The organism is Pseudomonas juntendi (genome assembly GCF_021560075.1).
GTDB classification, from domain to species: domain Bacteria; phylum Pseudomonadota; class Gammaproteobacteria; order Pseudomonadales; family Pseudomonadaceae; genus Aquipseudomonas; species Aquipseudomonas juntendi.
Genome location: NZ_CP091088.1, coordinates 5102511 through 5120127, shown reverse-complemented (window position 1 = coordinate 5120127; position 17617 = coordinate 5102511). Strand labels below are relative to the sequence as shown.

Annotated in this window: 11 protein-coding genes; all 11 read left to right on the top strand. The window is 64.0% G+C overall.

Annotated elements, in window-relative coordinates; all coding sequences use genetic code 11:
- Positions 1–64: 64 nt before the first annotated feature.
- The 11 genes from aroB (at position 65) to gspF (ending at position 17617) form a co-directional block, all read left to right on the top strand.
- Positions 65–1162, top strand: a complete 1098-nt coding sequence (gene aroB, locus L1P09_RS23615) for a 3-dehydroquinate synthase (RefSeq protein WP_054904624.1) — start codon at positions 65–67, stop codon at positions 1160–1162.
- Between the two features lie 15 nt (positions 1163–1177).
- Positions 1178–2767: an SPOR domain-containing protein gene (locus tag L1P09_RS23610; RefSeq protein WP_054904623.1), complete on the top strand. Its 1590-nt coding sequence runs from the start codon at positions 1178–1180 to the stop codon at positions 2765–2767.
- Positions 2768–3140: 373 nt separating this feature from the next.
- Positions 3141–7586 carry a glutamate synthase large subunit gene (gene gltB, locus L1P09_RS23605; protein ID WP_235768191.1) on the top strand — a complete coding sequence of 1482 codons (4446 nt, stop codon included), beginning with the start codon at positions 3141–3143 and terminating at the stop codon, positions 7584–7586.
- Positions 7587–7709: 123 nt separating this feature from the next.
- Positions 7710–9128 (top strand): FAD-dependent oxidoreductase, encoded by a 1419-nt coding sequence (locus L1P09_RS23600; protein ID WP_009684959.1) that lies wholly within the window; start codon positions 7710–7712, stop codon positions 9126–9128.
- A 194-nt stretch (positions 9129–9322) separates the two neighbouring features.
- Positions 9323–10387: a uroporphyrinogen decarboxylase gene (gene hemE / locus L1P09_RS23595; RefSeq protein WP_054904621.1), complete on the top strand. Its 1065-nt coding sequence runs from the start codon at positions 9323–9325 to the stop codon at positions 10385–10387.
- A gap of 197 nt (positions 10388–10584) precedes the next feature.
- The gene (gbpA, locus tag L1P09_RS23590) at positions 10585–12048 is read left to right on the top strand and encodes an N-acetylglucosamine-binding protein GbpA (RefSeq protein WP_235768189.1); all 1464 of its coding nucleotides are present in this window, start codon (positions 10585–10587) and stop codon (positions 12046–12048) included.
- A 51-nt stretch (positions 12049–12099) separates the two neighbouring features.
- Entirely contained in the window at positions 12100–12612 is a 513-nt protein-coding gene (locus L1P09_RS23585; RefSeq protein WP_235768188.1) for a cytochrome b, read from the top strand.
- 5 nt (positions 12613–12617) lie between these two features.
- Complete coding sequence (locus tag L1P09_RS23580) at positions 12618–13112, top strand: type II secretion system protein N (protein WP_235768187.1); 495 nt, start codon at positions 12618–12620, stop codon at positions 13110–13112.
- Positions 13109–14950, top strand: a complete 1842-nt coding sequence (gene gspD / locus L1P09_RS23575; protein ID WP_235768186.1) for a type II secretion system secretin GspD — start codon at positions 13109–13111, stop codon at positions 14948–14950. The genes L1P09_RS23580 and gspD overlap by 4 nt, the downstream gene beginning before the upstream one ends.
- A complete protein-coding gene (gene gspE, locus L1P09_RS23570) occupies positions 14947–16410 on the top strand; it encodes a type II secretion system ATPase GspE (RefSeq protein ID WP_235768185.1) in 1464 nt (487 codons plus the stop codon). The genes gspD and gspE overlap by 4 nt, the downstream gene beginning before the upstream one ends.
- Before the next feature lies 1 nt (position 16411).
- Positions 16412–17617, top strand: coding sequence for a type II secretion system inner membrane protein GspF (gene gspF / locus L1P09_RS23565; RefSeq protein ID WP_235768184.1), 1206 nt, complete (start codon positions 16412–16414; stop codon positions 17615–17617).

The following is a 17617-nucleotide window of genomic DNA, read 5'->3' as shown; positions in this document are numbered from 1 at the left end:
GAGGTTCAACGTTACCGCGCAGGTCGCCAGAACGGCACCGCGCCCAAGAACATTGTGGGGATACATGCAGACACTGAAGGTCGACCTGGGCGAGCGTAGCTACCCGATCTACATTGGCGAAGGCCTGTTGGACCAGCCCGAGCTGCTCGCGCCGCACATTGCCGGCCGGCAGGTTGCCATCGTCTCCAACGAGACCGTCGCGCCGCTGTATCTCGACCGCCTGGCCAAGACCCTGGGGGCCTACTCGGTGCTGCCAGTGGTACTGCCCGATGGCGAAGCCCACAAGAACTGGGAAACCCTGCAACTGATCTTCGATGGCCTGCTGACGGCGCGGCATGACCGCCGTACCACCGTTGTCGCCCTGGGCGGCGGGGTGGTCGGTGACATGGCCGGCTTTGCCGCTGCCTGCTATCAGCGGGGTGTGGACTTCATCCAGGTGCCGACCACCCTGTTGTCCCAGGTCGATTCCTCGGTAGGCGGCAAGACCGGCATCAACCACCCGCTGGGCAAGAACATGGTCGGCGCCTTCTACCAGCCCAACGCGGTGCTGATCGATACCACCAGCCTGAAGACCCTGCCGGCGCGCGAGCTTTCGGCAGGCCTGGCCGAAGTGATCAAGTATGGGCTGATCTGTGACAAGCCCTTCCTCGCCTGGCTCGAAGACAATATGCAGGCCCTGCGTACCCTCGACTCGGCAGCCCTGACCGAAGCCATTCGCCGCTCGTGTGCGGCCAAGGCCGCAGTGGTGGGCGCCGACGAACGCGAGTCTGGCGTGCGGGCCACGCTGAACCTGGGGCATACCTTCGGGCATGCCATCGAAACCCACATGGGCTATGGCGTGTGGCTGCACGGCGAAGCCGTGGCGGCGGGCACGGTCATGGCCCTGGAAATGTCCATGCGCCTTGGCTGGCTCGACCAGGCCGAGCGCGATCGCGGAATCCGCCTGTTGCAGGACGCAGGTTTGCCGGTGGTGCCACCACAGGAAATGACCCCGGCGCATTTCATGGAGCACATGGCGGTCGACAAGAAGGTGCTCGACGGGCGTCTGCGTCTGGTGCTGCTGCGCCAGATGGGCGAGGCCGTGGTCACCGACGACTATCCGAAAGAGATTCTACAGGCCACGCTGTCGGCGGATTACCGCGCGATCGTGGCCCAGCTTTGAGGTTGTGACAGCGCAATGACCAGTTTGCATGCCGATGAGGCCTTTCTCGACCATTACCAGTTGAGCCACGATCCGTTCGCACCGCGGGTGCCCGGCTTCAAGTTTTTCCCTGCCCAGCGCAAGCCTGTGCTCGGCCAGCTGCACCACCTGGCTCGCTACAGCCAACTGATGCTGGTCGTCACCGGCCCGCAGGGTAGCGGCAAGACCCTGCTGCGCCAGGCGCTGGTGGCCAGCACCAACAAGCAGGCGGTGCAGAGCGTCGTGGTGTCCGCCCGTGGTGCCAGCGATGCTGCCAGTGTATTGGGCCAGGTCGCGCAGAACCTGGACGTGGCCCAGCCGGAGATGCAGGCGATCCTGTCCAAGGTGGTGCAACTGGCACTCACCGGGCAGGAAGTGTACTTGCTGGTGGACGATGCGGAACAACTCGACGAGTCGGCACTCCAAGCGTTGCTGGAATTGGCGGCGGGGGTGCCGGAAGGGCGTCCGCACGTGTTCCTGTTTGGTGAGCCCTCGCTGATTGCAGGGCTGGACGAGCTCAATGTCGAGGAAGAACGCTTCCACATCATCGAGCTGGCCCCCTACAGTGAAGAGGAAACCCGCGAATACCTGGAGCAGCGCCTGGCAGGCGCAGGCCGGGGCATCGAGGTGTTCAGCCGTGAACAGATCGTCGATATCCATGAAAACTCCGACGGCTGGCCTGGCAACATCAACCAGGTCGCCCGTGACACTTTGATCGAAGCCATGATCGCCAGCCGGACGACGGCCAAGCGACCATCCATGGGGTTCAAGATGCCAAAAAAACATGTGCTCGCGTTGTCTGCCGTGGTCGTGGTTGCCGTTGCAGCTGCCGTGTTGATGCCCAAGAAGGGCGAAAAAGCGCCGGCCGACGCACCGGCTGCCCAGGCTCAGTTACCGCTTGGCGACGGCAAGCAGGGCGCCAACATCGAGTTCTCTGGCTCGTCCCAGCCGGTGCCGCTGCCACTGGGAGGCCAGTCGCAGCCGGTGATGCGCGAGCCGCTGGCCCAGGCCGCAGGCATGGGTGAGGGGGAAGAAGGCAGCCCGGCTGGCGATACCGCCCTGCAGCCTGGCAACCCGCCGCCGACCGTGACCACCATCGCCCCGCCGCAAGGCGTAGCGGCGGGCCCCGCGCCGACGCCTGCGCAACCCGTGCAGCAGGTTGCGCCTGCGCAAAAACCGGTCGCAACCCAGCCTGCCAAGCCGGTTGCGACGGCCAAGCCGGCCCCGGCACCGACCCAGGTCGCCGTGGCCAAGCCGGCCGCCAAGCCTGCTGAAAAACCAGCCGCTGGCGGCACTGGCAACAGCAGCTGGTACGCCGGCCAGAAACCGGGCAATTACGTGGTGCAAATCCTTGGCACCAGCTCCGAGGCCTCGGCGCAGGCGTACGTGAAAGCCCAGGGTGGCGACTATCGCTACTTCAAGAAAGACCTGCAAGGCAAGCCGCTGTATGTGGTCACTTACGGCAGTTTCGCCAGCCGCGATGCCGCGGTTGCGGCAATCAAGAACTTGCCAGCGAAGGTCCAGGCTGGTAAACCTTGGCCACGTACCGTCGCCAGCGTCCAACAAGAGCTGGCCTCGGCCCGCTGATACCTGCCGGGCGGCACCACCCCGCTGCCCTGTTGCTAAGCGAATTCTAGCTTTCGACTAGCCTGCTGCGCCCGAGCGCGGCAGGCTTTTCTGTCCCAGACTGCCGGCCACAAGCCCCGAGTTGCAGTCATGGCTGAAACGCTTCAGACTCAAGTCAAGCGCCTATCACGGCGCATGACGCAAAAACATTCAAAATGGCGACATAAATTTTCAATGGTGAGACATGAAAATTTGTGAGCATCGCTGTCGCTGTGCAACAATGGTTTTCCATGGCCACCGCAAAAAAGCTGGCGTTTGATCGGCGTGGATGGTAAGTGGTTGTTAAAAAAGAGATTTGCCTCCGTTGAGAGGTGAACCTGGTGAGAATGTGTCTATGAAAACAGGTCTGTACCATCCCGAAGAATTCAAGGACAACTGTGGTTTTGGCCTGATCGCCCATATGACGGGCGAGGCGAGCCACCACCTTCTGCAAACCGCCATGCAGGCACTGACTTGCATGACCCACCGCGGTGGCATCAACGCCGACGGCAAGACCGGTGACGGTTGCGGTCTGCTGATTCAGAAGCCCGATCAGTTCCTGCGCGCCATGGCCCAGGAGCATTTTGCCGTCGAGTTGCCCAAGCAGTACGCCGTTGGCATGGTGTTCTTCAACCAGGACCCGGTCAAAGCCGAAGCTGCACGTGCCAACATGGATCGCGAGATCATCGCTGCCGGGCTGAAGCTGGTTGGCTGGCGCAAGGTGCCGATCGACACCAGCGTTCTCGGCCGCCTGGCCATGGAGCGCCTGCCGCAGATCGAGCAGGTGTTCATCGGCGGTGAGGACCTGAGCGACCAGGAATTCGCCATCAAGCTGTTCAGCGCCCGGCGCCGTTCGTCGGTTGCCAACGCCGATGACGCCGACCACTACATCTGCAGCTTCTCGCACAAGACCATCATCTACAAAGGCCTGATGATGCCGCGCGATCTCGCGGCGTTCTACCCGGACCTGGGTGACGAGCGCCTGCAAACGGCGATTTGCGTGTTCCACCAGCGCTTCTCGACCAACACCCTGCCGAAGTGGCCGCTGGCGCAGCCGTTCCGCTTCCTCGCCCACAACGGCGAGATCAACACCATTACCGGTAACCGCAACTGGGCCATGGCCCGTCGCACCAAGTTCGCCAACGACCTGATCCCCGACCTCGCAGAGCTTGGCCCGCTGGTCAACCGCGTCGGTTCGGACTCCTCGAGCATGGACAACATGCTGGAGCTGATGGTCACCGGCGGTATCGACCTGTTCCGCGGCGTGCGCATGCTGGTACCGCCAGCCTGGCAGAACGTCGAGACCATGGACGCCGACCTGCGCGCGTTCTACGAATACAACTCCATGCACATGGAGCCGTGGGACGGTCCGGCCGGTATCGTCATGACCGAAGGCCGCCACGCGGTGTGCCTGCTCGACCGTAACGGCCTGCGCCCGGCGCGCTGGGTGACCACCACCAATGGCTACATCACCATCGCCTCTGAAATCGGCGTGTGGGGCTACCAGCCTGAGGAAGTATTGGCCAAGGGCCGCGTGGGCCCGGGCCAGATCCTTGCCGTGGACACCGAAACCGGGCAGATCCTCGATACCGATGCCATCGACGACCGCCTGAAGTCGCGCCACCCGTACAAGCGTTGGCTGCGTCAGCACGCCACGCGTATCCAGGCGACGCTGACCGACGACCAGGGCGTGGCCAGCTACGACGCTGACCAGCTCAAGCAATACATGAAAATGTTCCAGGTCACCTTCGAAGAGCGTGACCAGGTGCTGCGCCCGTTGGGTGAGCAGGGCCAGGAGGCCGTTGGCTCGATGGGTGACGACACGCCGATGGCTGTGCTGTCGCAACGCGTGCGTTCGCCATACGACTTCTTCCGCCAACAGTTCGCCCAGGTGACCAACCCACCGATCGACCCGCTGCGCGAAGCGATCGTGATGTCGCTGGAAATCTGCCTCGGCGCTGAGCGCAACATCTTCCAGGAGTCCCCGGAGCACGCCTCGCGGGTGATCCTCAGCTCGCCAGTCATTTCCCCGGCCAAGTGGCGTTCGCTGATGAACCTGGAGCGTGAAGGCTTCGAGCGTCAGCTGATCGACCTCAACTATGAGCAGAGCGTCGGCCTGGAAGCGGCGATCCGCAACATTGCCGACCAGGCTGAAGAAGCCGTGCGCGCGGGCAAGACCCAGCTGGTGCTGAGCGACCGCTACATTGCCCCGGGCAAGCTGCCTGTGCATGCTTCGCTGGCCGTGGGTGCCGTACACCACCGCCTGACCGAGCAGGGCCTGCGTTGCGACAGCAACATCCTGGTGGAAACCGCCACAGCCCGCGACCCGCATCACTTCGCCGTGCTGCTGGGCTTCGGCGCCTCGGCCGTCTACCCGTACCTGTCCTACGAAGTGCTCGCCGACCTGATTCGTACCGGTGAAGTGCTGGGCGACCTGGACGAGGTGTTCAAGTACTACCGCAAAGGCATTTCCAAGGGCTTGCTGAAGATCCTGTCGAAGATGGGTATCTCCACCATCGCCTCGTACCGGGGTGCGCAGCTGTTCGAAGCCATCGGCCTGTCCGAAGAAGTGGTCGGCCTGAGCTTCAAGGGGGTGTCCAGCCGCATCAAGGGTGCACGCTTCGAAGACCTGGAAAGCGACCAGAAGCTGCTGGCAGCCGAAGCCTGGAGCGCGCGCAAGCCGATCCAGCAAGGCGGCCTGCTGAAGTTCGTGCACGGTGGCGAGTACCACGCCTACAACCCGGACGTGGTCAACACGCTGCAGGCTGCAGTGCAGCAGGGTGACTACGCCAAGTTCAAGGAATACACCACGCTGGTCGACCAGCGCCCGGTGTCGATGATCCGCGACCTGCTGAAGGTCAAGGTGGCCGACCAGCCGTTGGCGCTGGAACAGGTCGAGCCGCTGGAGGCCATCCTCAAGCGCTTCGACTCCGCCGGTATTTCCCTTGGCGCCCTGTCGCCGGAAGCGCACGAAGCCTTGGCCGAGGCGATGAACCGCCTGGGCGCGCGGTCCAACTCCGGTGAGGGTGGCGAAGACCCGTCGCGCTACGGCACCATCCGCAGCTCGAAGATCAAGCAGGTGGCCACCGGCCGCTTTGGTGTGACCCCGGAATACCTGGTGAACGCCGAAGTGCTGCAGATCAAGGTGGCCCAGGGCGCCAAGCCCGGCGAGGGCGGCCAGCTGCCAGGTGGCAAGGTCAATGGCCTGATCGCCAAGCTGCGCTATGCGGTACCGGGCGTGACCCTGATCTCGCCGCCACCGCACCACGACATTTACTCGATCGAAGACCTGGCCCAGCTGATCTACGACCTCAAGCAGGTCAACCCGCAGGCCCTGGTGTCGGTCAAGCTGGTGGCAGAGGCCGGCGTGGGCACCATTGCCGCCGGTGTGGCCAAGGCTTATGCCGACCTGATCACCATTTCCGGCTATGACGGTGGTACCGGTGCGTCGCCGCTGACCTCGATCAAGTACGCCGGCGCCCCGTGGGAACTGGGCCTGGCCGAAACCCACCAGACCCTGCGCGGCAACGACCTGCGCGGCAAGGTGCGGGTACAGACCGACGGTGGCCTGAAAACCGGCCTGGACGTGATCAAGGCTGCCATCCTCGGCGCCGAAAGCTTCGGCTTTGGCACCGCGCCCATGATCGCCCTGGGCTGCAAGTACCTGCGCATCTGCCACCTGAACAACTGCGCGACCGGCGTAGCCACGCAGAATGACAAGCTGCGCAAGGACCACTACATCGGCACCGTCGACATGGTGATCAATTTCTTCACCTTCGTCGCCGAAGAAACCCGTGAGTGGCTGGCCAAGCTGGGCGTGCGCAGCCTCGGCGAACTGATCGGCCGTACCGACCTGCTCGACGTGCTGCCAGGCGACACCGAGCGTCAGCGGTACCTGGACCTGTCGCCGCTGCTGGGCAGCTCGCACATTCCGGCAGACAAGCCACAGTTCTGCGAAGTCGACAGGAACCCGCCGTTCGACGAAGGCCACCTGGCCGAGAAGATGGTGGAAATGGCCATGCCGGCCATTCGTGACCAGGCCGGTGGCGAGTTCAGCCTCGACATCTGCAACTGCGACCGTTCCATCGGCGCGCGTGTATCGGGCGAGATCGCCCGCCTGCACGGCAACCAGGGCATGGCCGCGGCGCCGATCACGTTCCGTTTCAAAGGGACCGCAGGCCAGAGCTTCGGTGTGTGGAACGCCGGTGGCCTGAACCTGCACCTGGAAGGCGACGCCAACGACTACGTCGGCAAGGGCATGACCGGTGGCAAGCTCACCATCGTGCCGCCTGCTGGCAGCCCGTTCGCCACCCAGGACAGCGCCATCCTCGGCAACACGTGCCTGTACGGTGCCACTGGCGGCAAACTGTTTGCCGCCGGTACTGCCGGCGAGCGCTTCGCTGTCCGTAACTCCGGCGCCCACGCTGTTGTCGAGGGTACCGGCGATCACTGCTGTGAATACATGACCGGCGGCTTTGTCTGCGTGCTGGGCAACACCGGTTACAACTTCGGTTCTGGCATGACTGGCGGCTTCGCCTACGTGCTCGACATGGACAACAGCTTCGTCGACAAGCTCAACCACGAGCTGGTGGAAATCCAGCGTATCAGTGGGGAAGCCATGGAAGCTTACCGCAGCCATCTGGCGCGGGTCCTTGCCGAGTATGTGGAGGAGACCGGCAGCGAGTGGGGGCGTGAGCTCTCGGAGAACCTGGACGACTACGTGCGGCGCTTCTGGCTGGTCAAGCCCAAGGCAGCCAACCTGAAGCAACTGCTGTCCAGCACTCGCGCCAACCCGCAGTAACAACAGCTGCAAGTGGCAAGCCTCAAGCTGCACGCAGAAGCAGCACGAGGTTTGCCCGGCTTAAGTGATCGTCTTGCAGTTTGCAGCGTGTAGCTTGCAGCTGCTGTAAAGAGGTTTTGAAAAATGGCTGAACGTCTGAACAACGACTTCCAGTTCATCGAAGTGGGCCGCAAGGACCCGAAGAAAAAGCTGCTGCGCCAGCGCAAGAAAGAGTTTGTGGAAATCTACGAGCCGTTCAAGCCGCAGCAGTCCGTGGAGCAGGCGCACCGTTGCCTGGGCTGCGGTAACCCGTACTGCGAGTGGAAGTGCCCGGTGCACAACTTCATCCCCAACTGGTTGAAGCTGGTTTCCGAAGGCAACATCCTGGCGGCGGCGGAGCTGTCGCACCAGACCAACACCCTGCCCGAAGTGTGCGGCCGGGTGTGCCCGCAAGACCGCCTGTGCGAGGGTGCCTGCACCCTGAACGACGGCTTTGGTGCGGTGACCATCGGCTCGGTGGAGAAGTACATCACCGATACCGCCTTTGCCATGGGCTGGCGCCCGGACATGTCCAAGGTCAAGCCCACCGGCAAGCGCGTCGCCATCATTGGCGCAGGCCCTGCTGGCCTGGGCTGCGCCGACGTGCTGGTGCGCGCCGGGGTGACCCCGGTGGTATTCGACAAGAACCCGGAAATCGGTGGCCTGCTGACCTTCGGTATTCCCGAGTTCAAGCTGGAAAAGAGCGTGCTCAGCAACCGCCGCGAAGTGTTCACCGGCATGGGTATCGAGTTCCGCCTCAATACCGAGGTGGGCAAGGACGTGACCATGGAACAACTGCTCGCCGAGTACGACGCAGTGTTCATGGGCATGGGTACCTACACCTACATGAAGGGTGGCTTCCCGGGTGAGGACCTGCCGGGCGTGCATGACGCGCTGGACTTCCTGATTGCCAACGTCAACCGCAACCTGGGCTTCGAGAAGTCGCCTGAAGACTTCATCGACATGCAGGGCAAGAAGGTTGTGGTGCTGGGCGGTGGCGACACTGCCATGGACTGCAACCGTACCTCGATCCGCCAGGGTGCCAAGGCGGTGACCTGCGCCTATCGCCGTGACGAAGCCAACATGCCGGGTTCGCGCAAAGAGGTGAAGAACGCCAAGGAAGAAGGCGTGAAGTTCCTCTACAACCGCCAACCCATCGCCATTGTCGGCGAGGACAAGGTCGAGGGTGTGAAGGTGGTCGAAACCCGCCTGGGCGAGCCGGATGCCCGTGGCCGTCGCAGCCCCGAGCCGATTCCGGGTTCCGAGGAAATCCTGCCGGCCGATGCCGTGGTGATCGCCTTTGGCTTCCGCCCAAGTCCGGCGCCGTGGTTCGAGCAGCATGACATCCAGCTGGACAGCCAGGGCCGTGTGGTGGCGCCGGAGAAGGGCAAGTTCAAGCACCAGACCAGCAACCCGAAAGTGTTTGCCGGTGGCGACATGGTGCGCGGTTCGGACCTGGTGGTGACGGCGATCTTCGAAGGGCGCACTGCTGCTGAGGGTATCCTGGACTACCTGGAAGTCTGATTCTCGACCTGTTCGCGGGCACGCCCGCTGCCACGGGGTTCGGCGCAGAACCTGTGGGAGCGGGCGTGCCCGCGAAGCTTTTGTATACAAAAACGCTTGATCTGTGGCATCCAATAGACAAAACGCATGGCCATGGCCGTGCCTTTTGCGCTGGCGTCTGAGAAAATGCCCGCACTATTTTTCCGGATGCCGACATGACTGCCCTGAAGAACGATCGTTTCCTGCGTGCACTGCTCAAGCAACCCGTAGACGTCACCCCGGTGTGGATGATGCGCCAGGCCGGGCGCTACCTGCCGGAGTATCGCGCCAGCCGTGCCAAGGCAGGCGATTTCATGAGCCTGTGCATGAACCCGCAGTTCGCCTGCGAGGTTACCTTGCAGCCGCTGGACCGCTACCCGCTGGACGCGGCGATCCTGTTCTCCGACATCCTCACCATCCCCGATGCCATGGGCCTGGGCCTGTACTTCGAAACCGGCGAAGGCCCGCGTTTCAGGAAGGTCGTCAGTACCCCGGCCGATATCGAAGCCCTGCCGGTTCCCGACCCGCAAAAAGACCTGGGCTACGTGATGGATGCGGTCAGCACCATCCGCCGCGAACTTAACGGCCGCGTTCCGCTCATCGGTTTTTCCGGTAGCCCCTGGACCCTGGCCACCTACATGGTCGAAGGCGGTTCGTCGAAGGACTTCCGCAAGACCAAGGCCATGGCCTATGACAACCCGCAAGCGCTGCACCTGCTGCTGGACAAGTTGGCCCAGTCGGTGACCAGCTACCTCAACGGGCAGATCCTTGCCGGTGCCCAGGCCGTGCAGATCTTCGACACCTGGGGCGGCAACCTGTCAGCGGCGGCCTACCAGGAGTTCTCCCTCGCCTACATGCGCAAGATCGTCAGCGGCCTGATCCGCGAGCACGAAGGGCGCAAGGTGCCGGTCATCCTGTTCACCAAGAACGGTGGCCTGTGGCTTGAAAGCATCGCCGAGGCCGGTGCCGATGCCCTGGGCCTGGACTGGACCTGTGACATTGGCGACGCCCGTCGCCGTGTGGGCGACAAGGTGGCCTTGCAGGGCAACATGGACCCGACCGTGCTGTACGCCAAGCCAGAGGCCATCCGCCAGGAAGTGGCGCGCATCCTGGCCAGCTACGGCCACGGCAACGGCCACGTGTTCAACCTGGGCCACGGCATCACCCCGGAAGTCGACCCGGAGCACGCAGGCGTGTTCATCAACGCGGTGCACGAGCTGTCGGCGCAATACCACGTTTGAGTTTCCAGGCTCCCCGAACCAGGGTTTGGGGAGCCTGTGCCTGCCGCTGCCGTGCATTTCCGAAAATGTGCCGAACGTTCAGCCGTATTCCTACATATAGGCACAGATGTTTCTTCTAATGTCCGACCTCCCTTGAGCAGAGGGCACATTCGCCGCGCGTGAATGTGCCCTTTTGCATTCAACCTTCGGAGTTCGTGATGAATACAACAAAAACCCTGCGCAGAAGCGTTGTTGCCACCGGTGTGTGGATGGCTATCGCAGGTGCAGGTTTGCAGGTTCAGGTTGCCCAGGCACACGGCCATCTGGCTGACCCGCCTTCACGTGCAGCGCTGTGCCATGCCAACCACAAGAACCTGAACAGCAACTGTGGCGGCGCTCAGTACGAACCGTGGTCGGTCGGTGAGGCCATTGGGCGTTTCCCGGCGGCCGGCCCTGTTGATGGGAAAATTGCCAGCGGTGGTGTCCGTGGCGATTTCGGTGCCCTCGACGAGCAGTCGGCCAACCGCTGGCATCTGACCCCCATCGTTGACCGGAACATTCAGTTCGACTGGCATTACCAGGCGCCGCACCCGGTAACCACGTGGGAATACTTCATCACCAAAGCCGACTGGAACCCCAATACCGCACTGAGCCGCGCCTCGTTCGACGACGCGCCGTTCTGTGTAGTCGATGGCAACAACCAGGTGCCTGCCAGCGGCACTGGCACCAACCCCAAGCATAGCTGCACCTTGCCAGCCGACCGTGCAGGACAGCACGTGATCCTGGGTGTCTGGAAAGTGGGGGATACCGACAAGGCCTTCCATAGCGTGGCTGACGTCGATATTCAACTGGACGGCGGGCCTGCGCCCGAATGGCCGCGCCTGGCCGAGATCAGCGCCAGCCGAGACCTTGAAGTGGGCGACCAGGTGACGGCCCGCGCATTCGATGCCAATGGCGAGCGTCCGTCGCACCATGTGAGCGTCACCATTGACAACGCCGAAGAAGGTATCGCTGCCAACTGGGCTTACAAGCTCGCCAGGCAGATCAACGAAACCCAGACGCTGGTCCGTGCCGGGCAAATGGATGCCGACGGCAACATCGAGCCTGTCCAGGGCTCCAACAGCATCTTCGCCAAAGCCGAAAGTGGCCTGACCAACTACATCCTCGACTTCAAGGCCGCTGCCGGTGAGCCCGCCACCCTGCACCTGCATGATGTCAAACCTGAGTACACCATCGCTGATGGCCAGAGTAGCGTGGACTTTACCGTCATGACCAACAAGGCCTTGACCGTATCGGCGCGGCTGTTCGACGCCAGCAACAAGCAGGTCGCCTACGCACGGCAACTGGTCAACGGCAGCGCGCCGTTCGCCTTGAACGTCGCCAGCGTGCCAGGTGAGCACACCCTCAAGGTCGTCGGCGTGGACAAGCGCGAGCGCGAGCTGCTGCAGGATGAGCGCACGGTCCAGCTCAAGGCGTCGGGTGACGGCTCGTACGACTTTGTCTTCCCGGAGTCGCTGTCCAGCTACCTGGCCGGCACCAAGGTACTGCAGCCCAAGAATGGCAAGGTCTACGAGTGCCAGCCCTTCCCGAACTCGGGTTACTGCGTGCAGTACTCCGCCAATGCCGCCCAGTTCGAGCCAGGTACCGGCTCTCACTGGAACATGGCCTGGACCGAGAAGTAATGCAGCACACCTGGCCCCTCGACGGGGGGCCAGGCCCTTCGAGTACTGTTTATGCAAGCACGAAAATATGCCTGGCAGCAGATCCTCCTGCACTGGGTCTCTGCCTTGGTCATCATTTGGGTACTGCTCAGCGGCTTCTACGTGGCGCACCTGAACGTCACCCCGACCACGTTTCACTTGGTTGCGTTCGTCAACGTGGCCTTGACCACCCTGTTCATCCCGATATTCCTGCTGCGCTGGCTGCTGCGGCGGACCCTGTTCAAACCCGGCAGCCTGGAGGGTGCAGCCAGGGGCGAGCGGATCGCCCATCTTGTCCATGAAGGTTTGTACTGGACCACCGCGATCGTGCTGCTGTCCGGCGTATTGATGATGGACCGGCCCATCGACGTGTTCGGCTGGTTCACCCTCGCGCCGCTGTTGAGCGAACCGTTCTGGCACGGCCTGTGGTTCAAGGTCCACATCTGCGCGTGCCTGCTGCTGGCCCTGGGCGTGTCGGTGCACATTGCTGCCGTGGTGCTGCATGAGCTGGCCGGCCGCCGTGTACTGCGGCGCATGCTGCCCTGATTCGGATGAAGCGCTCATCGCATGTGATCTGGCTGGCGCTGGTACTGGTAACGCTTGCCGGGCTGATAGCGCGGGAACGGCTGTATCCGTTAACTGCGCCCCCGCTGCTGCCGGCCTCGGCGCTGGCCACGGCAGCCGCCCCGGAGCAACCGTTCTCGACGACCGCCCTGGCCTTGGCATTCGGCTTTCAGCCTGAGCGCCAGCGGTCTAGCCGGGCGGACATCACGCTCAAGGCCTGCTTCGTATCCAGCCAGGGCGGGGCGCGGGCGTTGGTGAAAAGCGCTGGGGGCGAGACTGTCTACCGGGTGGGTGAGCGGATTGCGGGCCACGGTGTGCTGCGCCGTATCGATGTGCGCTCCATCGTGCTGTGGGTCGACGGCCGCGAGGAAGTCGTGGCGTTGGCTACCCCTGGCCCCAGCGTTTTTCTGCCCATGGGGGCGGCCCCTCGCCCGCGCCCGGTTTCTGATCCTTCATCCCGCCTGTTGCGGGAGGTGCAATGACTTTCAAGCGATATTTGCAAGGCGCCTCGTTCGGCGCCTGTTTGACCCTGTGCTGTTCCCTGGCGCTGGCTGAAATGCCCACCTGGCAACTGGCGATGAGCGATGCCGACGTACGCGAGGTGGTGCGTGAGGTAGGGGAAATCCTCGACCAGACCATCATCCTCGACCCCCGCGTGCAGGGGCGCATCACCGTGCTTTCCAACGAAGCCCTGGACCGCGAAGGCATACGCCGGCTGTTCTACTCCGTGCTCAATGCCCAGGGCTTTGCCGCCGTGAATGATGGCGACCGTTTGCTGGTGCTGCCGGCCAGCGAAGCCAAGGCCTGGGCCAACCAACAGGTGGAGGCCATACCGGCCGCGTTCACCACGCGCGTCTTTACCTTGTCGGGCAGCGTCGCTGCCGACCTGGCCGGCCTGTTGCGGCCGTTGGTGTCCAGCAGCGGCTACATTGGCCCCTCCAGCTCGGCCAACGCCTTGGTGGTGACCGACTCTGCAGCCAACCTTGAACGCTTGGAGAGCCTGGTCTTGCAGCTGGACAGCGGCCAGCGGCACGACTATGAGCTGGTGACCCTGCATAACGCCCAGACCGAGGCCGTGTTCGCCGTGGTCGAAGCGGCGGCCGGGGGGCCGGACAGCGGTGTGCAGGTGGTGGCCGACGCCAACGGTAGCCGCCTGCTGATCCTCGGCCCGGCCAAGTCCAGGCAGCGCCTGGCACAACTGACCCGTTCGCTGGATGTGGCGGCACCCGCCACCGCGCAGAACTGGCGTGTGGTGCGCTTGCAGCACAGTAACGCCGAGCAGCTTGCCGACGTGCTGGGTGAGGTGGGCAAGCGCCTGGATGGCGCGCCGGGCACCCGTGACTTGGGCGCCAACCTCACTGGCGACGCCGTGGTCAAGGCCGATGCCGACCAGAATGCGCTGGTGCTGCTGGGCGAGCCGCAGACACTGGACAGCGTCGAGCAGATCATCCAGCAATTGGACCAGCCACGGGCACAGGTCCTCATCCATGCGGCAATCGTCGAAGTCAGCGGCAGCATCGATGAAGCGTTGGGTGTGCAGTGGGGCGTGGGCACCGGCGGGCTCAACGGCGGGGTCACGTTCAGCGAAAGTGGCACCGGGCTGGCCGACCTGCTGGGCGAGGAGGCCAAGCTGCCGGGTGGCGCTGCCCTGGCCATTGGCACGGACCGTTTTGCCGCGCTGATATCGGCCTTGGCCAGCAGCAGCCGCAGCAACCTGTTGTCCACGCCAAGCCTGTTGACCCTGGACAACCAGGAGGCGCATATCCTGGTGGGGCAGAACGTCGCCTTCAAGACCGGCTCCTACGTTACCCCCGGCAGTGGTTCGGAGAACCCGTTCACCACGGTCGAACGCAAGGATATCGGTATCAGCCTGAAGGTGCGCCCGCACATCAATGAGGGGCAAAGCCTGCGCCTGGAGGTCGAGCAGGAAAGCTCCGAAATCGCGCCGAGCACGGCCGAGAACGACCTGGTCACCAACAAGCGTACGCTCAAGAGCACCATCCTGGCCGCCGACGGCGAGATCATCGTGATTGGCGGCCTGATCAAGGACAGCATGCGCAAGGTCGAGCGTGGGGTACCGTTGCTCAGCCGCATTCCGTGGCTTGGCGGTCTGTTCCGCTGGCGCAGCGACATTCAGGAGAAAACCAACCTGATGGTCTTCCTGCGCCCGACCATTTTGCGTAGCCAGGCGGAGCGGGTCGAGGTAGGGCGCAGGGCCTACGACGGGGTGCGCGCAGCCGATGATTCGCCCTTGCCGGCTGATGCTCAGCGCCTGTTCGAGCCACGTCGCTTGCCAAGCGCGCAAGTGCCACAGCCATGAGCCCTGAGCTGCCATTCGGCTTTGCCCGGCGTCACGGGATCCTGCTCGACCGCCAGGCGCCCGAGCCGGTGCTGATGATGCGAGAAGGCGCGTCCCTGGCCGCCCTGGCCGAAGCCTGCCGCTTGCTGGGCAATACCTGGCCGCTGCGCCAGGTGAGCGAAGCCGACTTCGCCGAGCGCCTGGCCAGTTGCTACGGCCTGGGTGGGGATGCCGCGCAATCGATCGTCCAGGGCCTGGACCAGGAAATCGACCTGCCACGGCTGGCCGAGGCCTTGCCGCAAACCAGCGACCTGCTCGAACAGCAAGACGATGCGCCGATCATCCGCCTGCTCAATGCCCTGTTCAGCGAAGCGGTGCGCTCGCGGGCCTCGGATATCCACCTGGAAACTTTCGAGCATCAGCTGCGCGTGCGCATGCGCATCGACGGCGTCATGCGCGAAGTGCTGTCACCCCCACGGGAGCTTTCTGCCCTGCTGGTTTCGCGTATCAAGGTCATGGCGCGCCTGGACATCGCCGAGAAGCGCGTGCCCCAGGACGGTCGTATCAGCCTGCGCCTGGCTGGCCATGAAGTCGACGTGCGCGTTTCGACCCTGCCTGCCACCCATGGCGAGCGGGTGGTGCTGCGGTTGCTGGACAAGCAGGCCGTGCGCCTGGACATCGACCACATGCAGATGCCGGCGGCTGTGCGTGCTGGCTTCATGAGCATGCTGGAAAAGCCACACGGCATTTTCCTGGTCACCGGCCCAACCGGCTCGGGCAAGACCACCACCTTGTACACCGCGCTTGCGTACCTGAACCAGGAGTCGCGCAATATCCTCACCGTGGAGGACCCGATCGAGTACCACCTGGCCGGCATCGGGCAAACCCAGGTCAACCCCAAGGTCGACATGACCTTCGCCCGTGGCCTGCGCGCCATTCTGCGTCAGGACCCGGACGTGGTCATGGTGGGCGAAATCCGCGACAAGGAAACCGCCAACATCGCGGTGCAGGCGTCGCTGACGGGCCACCTGGTACTTTCCACCCTGCACACCAACAGCGCGCTGGGCGCAATCACGCGGCTTGCCGACATGGGCATCGATACTTGCCTGCTGGCTTCGTCGCTGGCCGGGGTGATGGCCCAGCGCCTGGTACGCCGGCTCTGCCCGCACTGCAAGGTGGCCTGCGAGGTGGACCAGGCCATGGCCAGCGCCTTGGGCAACCCTGCCGGGCTGCCCGCGCAGCTTTACCAGGCGCAGGGCTGCAATGAATGCCAGGCGGGCTACAGTGGGCGCCTGGCCTTGCACGAGATGGTGGTGGTCAAGCCTGCACTGGCTCAGGCGATCCACACCCAGGCATCCCAGGCCGCCATGCATGAACTGATTCGCCAGGACACGCCGAGCCTGTTCCAGCACGGTGTTCAGCGTGTCTGCCAAGGGCAGACCAGCGTGGCAGAACTGCTGCGCGTGACCGGGCAGGACTGACATGCCGCTGTTTCGCTATCAGGCCCAGGATGCCAAGGGCGCCCGCCAGCGCGGTACGCTGGAAGCCCCAGGGGCGCGTCAGGCTCGGCAAACCTTGCGCGAGCAAGGCTGGCAGGTGCTGAAACTGCGCCCCGTGCCGCGGTCACTGCTGGCAGGCGTGCTGAATCGTAGCGGTTTGAGCCTGACCCGGCGCTCGCTGCTGACCCGCCAGCTGGCGACCCTGCTGCAGGCCGGGCTGCCGTTGACCGAAGCCTTGCAGGCGGTTGCCGAGCAAGGCACCCGGCGCCAGGAGCGGCAGGTGTTGCGCGGCGTGGCAGAGCGGGTTGCCGAAGGCCATGCCCTGGCCCAGGCGCTGGCCCATTACCCGCGGGCGTTCCCGGTCATCTACCGGGCCACCGTGGCCGCTGCGGAGCGCTCCGGGCGCTTGGCGGACGTGCTCGAACGTTTGGCCGCGCATGGCGAGGACGAGCAAGCCTTGCGGCAGAAAGTGCAGCTGGCCATGGTCTACCCGGTGATTCTGCTGGCCGTCTCGTTGCTGGTGGTGGGGTTTCTGCTGGGCTATGTCGTGCCTGATGTGGTGCAGGCATTCTCCCGCGACCAGGCGCGCCTGCCGTTGGCCACGCAAGTGCTGATTGCCCTGAGCGATGCCGCCAACCAGTACGGCCTGGCAGCGCTCACGCTGCTGCTGGCCGGCATTGCTCTGGGCGCGTGGGCCCTGCAACAACCGCCATGGCGTAGCCGGTGGCATGCCTTGGCACTGCGCCTGCCAGGTTATGGCGAATTCGCGCGGGCCAGCGAGGCGGCGCGGTTCATCAGCACCTTGGCGATCCTGGGGCGCAGCGGCGTGGCCTTGGTAGAAGCGATGAACATCGCTACGGCGGTGATCGGCAACCTCACCCTGCGCGAGCGTCTGCTGCAGGCCGCCCGCGAGCTGGCCGAGGGCAGCGCCTTGGCCAGTTGCCTGACACGCAGCGACACCCTGCCACCGCTCATGCTGCACATGATCGCCAGCGGCGAACGCGCCGGTGAACTGGACACCATGCTTGAACGTGCCGCAGACCTCCAGGCCAGGCAACTGGCAGGGCGTATCGCGCTGCTGGTGAGCCTCTGCGAACCCCTGATGCTGCTGGTGATGGGGGGCATCGTGCTGTTCATCGTGCTGGCCATCCTGCTGCCGATCCTCAACCTCAACCAACTGGTCAACTGA

Bases quoted from the DNA above. Each gene is read 5' to 3' on its own strand.
- aroB (WP_054904624.1), top strand. From the start codon at position 65: ATGCAGACACTGAAGGTCGACCTGGGCGAGCGTAGCTACCCGATCTAC.
- L1P09_RS23610 (WP_054904623.1), top strand. From the start codon at position 1,178: ATGACCAGTTTGCATGCCGATGAGGCCTTTCTCGACCATTACCAGTTG.
- gltB (WP_235768191.1), top strand. From the start codon at position 3,141: ATGAAAACAGGTCTGTACCATCCCGAAGAATTCAAGGACAACTGTGGT.
- L1P09_RS23600 (WP_009684959.1), top strand. From the start codon at position 7,710: ATGGCTGAACGTCTGAACAACGACTTCCAGTTCATCGAAGTGGGCCGC.
- hemE (WP_054904621.1), top strand. From the start codon at position 9,323: ATGACTGCCCTGAAGAACGATCGTTTCCTGCGTGCACTGCTCAAGCAA.
- gbpA (WP_235768189.1), top strand. From the start codon at position 10,585: ATGAATACAACAAAAACCCTGCGCAGAAGCGTTGTTGCCACCGGTGTG.
- L1P09_RS23585 (WP_235768188.1), top strand. From the start codon at position 12,100: ATGCAAGCACGAAAATATGCCTGGCAGCAGATCCTCCTGCACTGGGTC.
- L1P09_RS23580 (WP_235768187.1), top strand. From the start codon at position 12,618: ATGAAGCGCTCATCGCATGTGATCTGGCTGGCGCTGGTACTGGTAACG.
- gspD (WP_235768186.1), top strand. From the start codon at position 13,109: ATGACTTTCAAGCGATATTTGCAAGGCGCCTCGTTCGGCGCCTGTTTG.
- gspE (WP_235768185.1), top strand. From the start codon at position 14,947: ATGAGCCCTGAGCTGCCATTCGGCTTTGCCCGGCGTCACGGGATCCTG.
- gspF (WP_235768184.1), top strand. From the start codon at position 16,412: ATGCCGCTGTTTCGCTATCAGGCCCAGGATGCCAAGGGCGCCCGCCAG.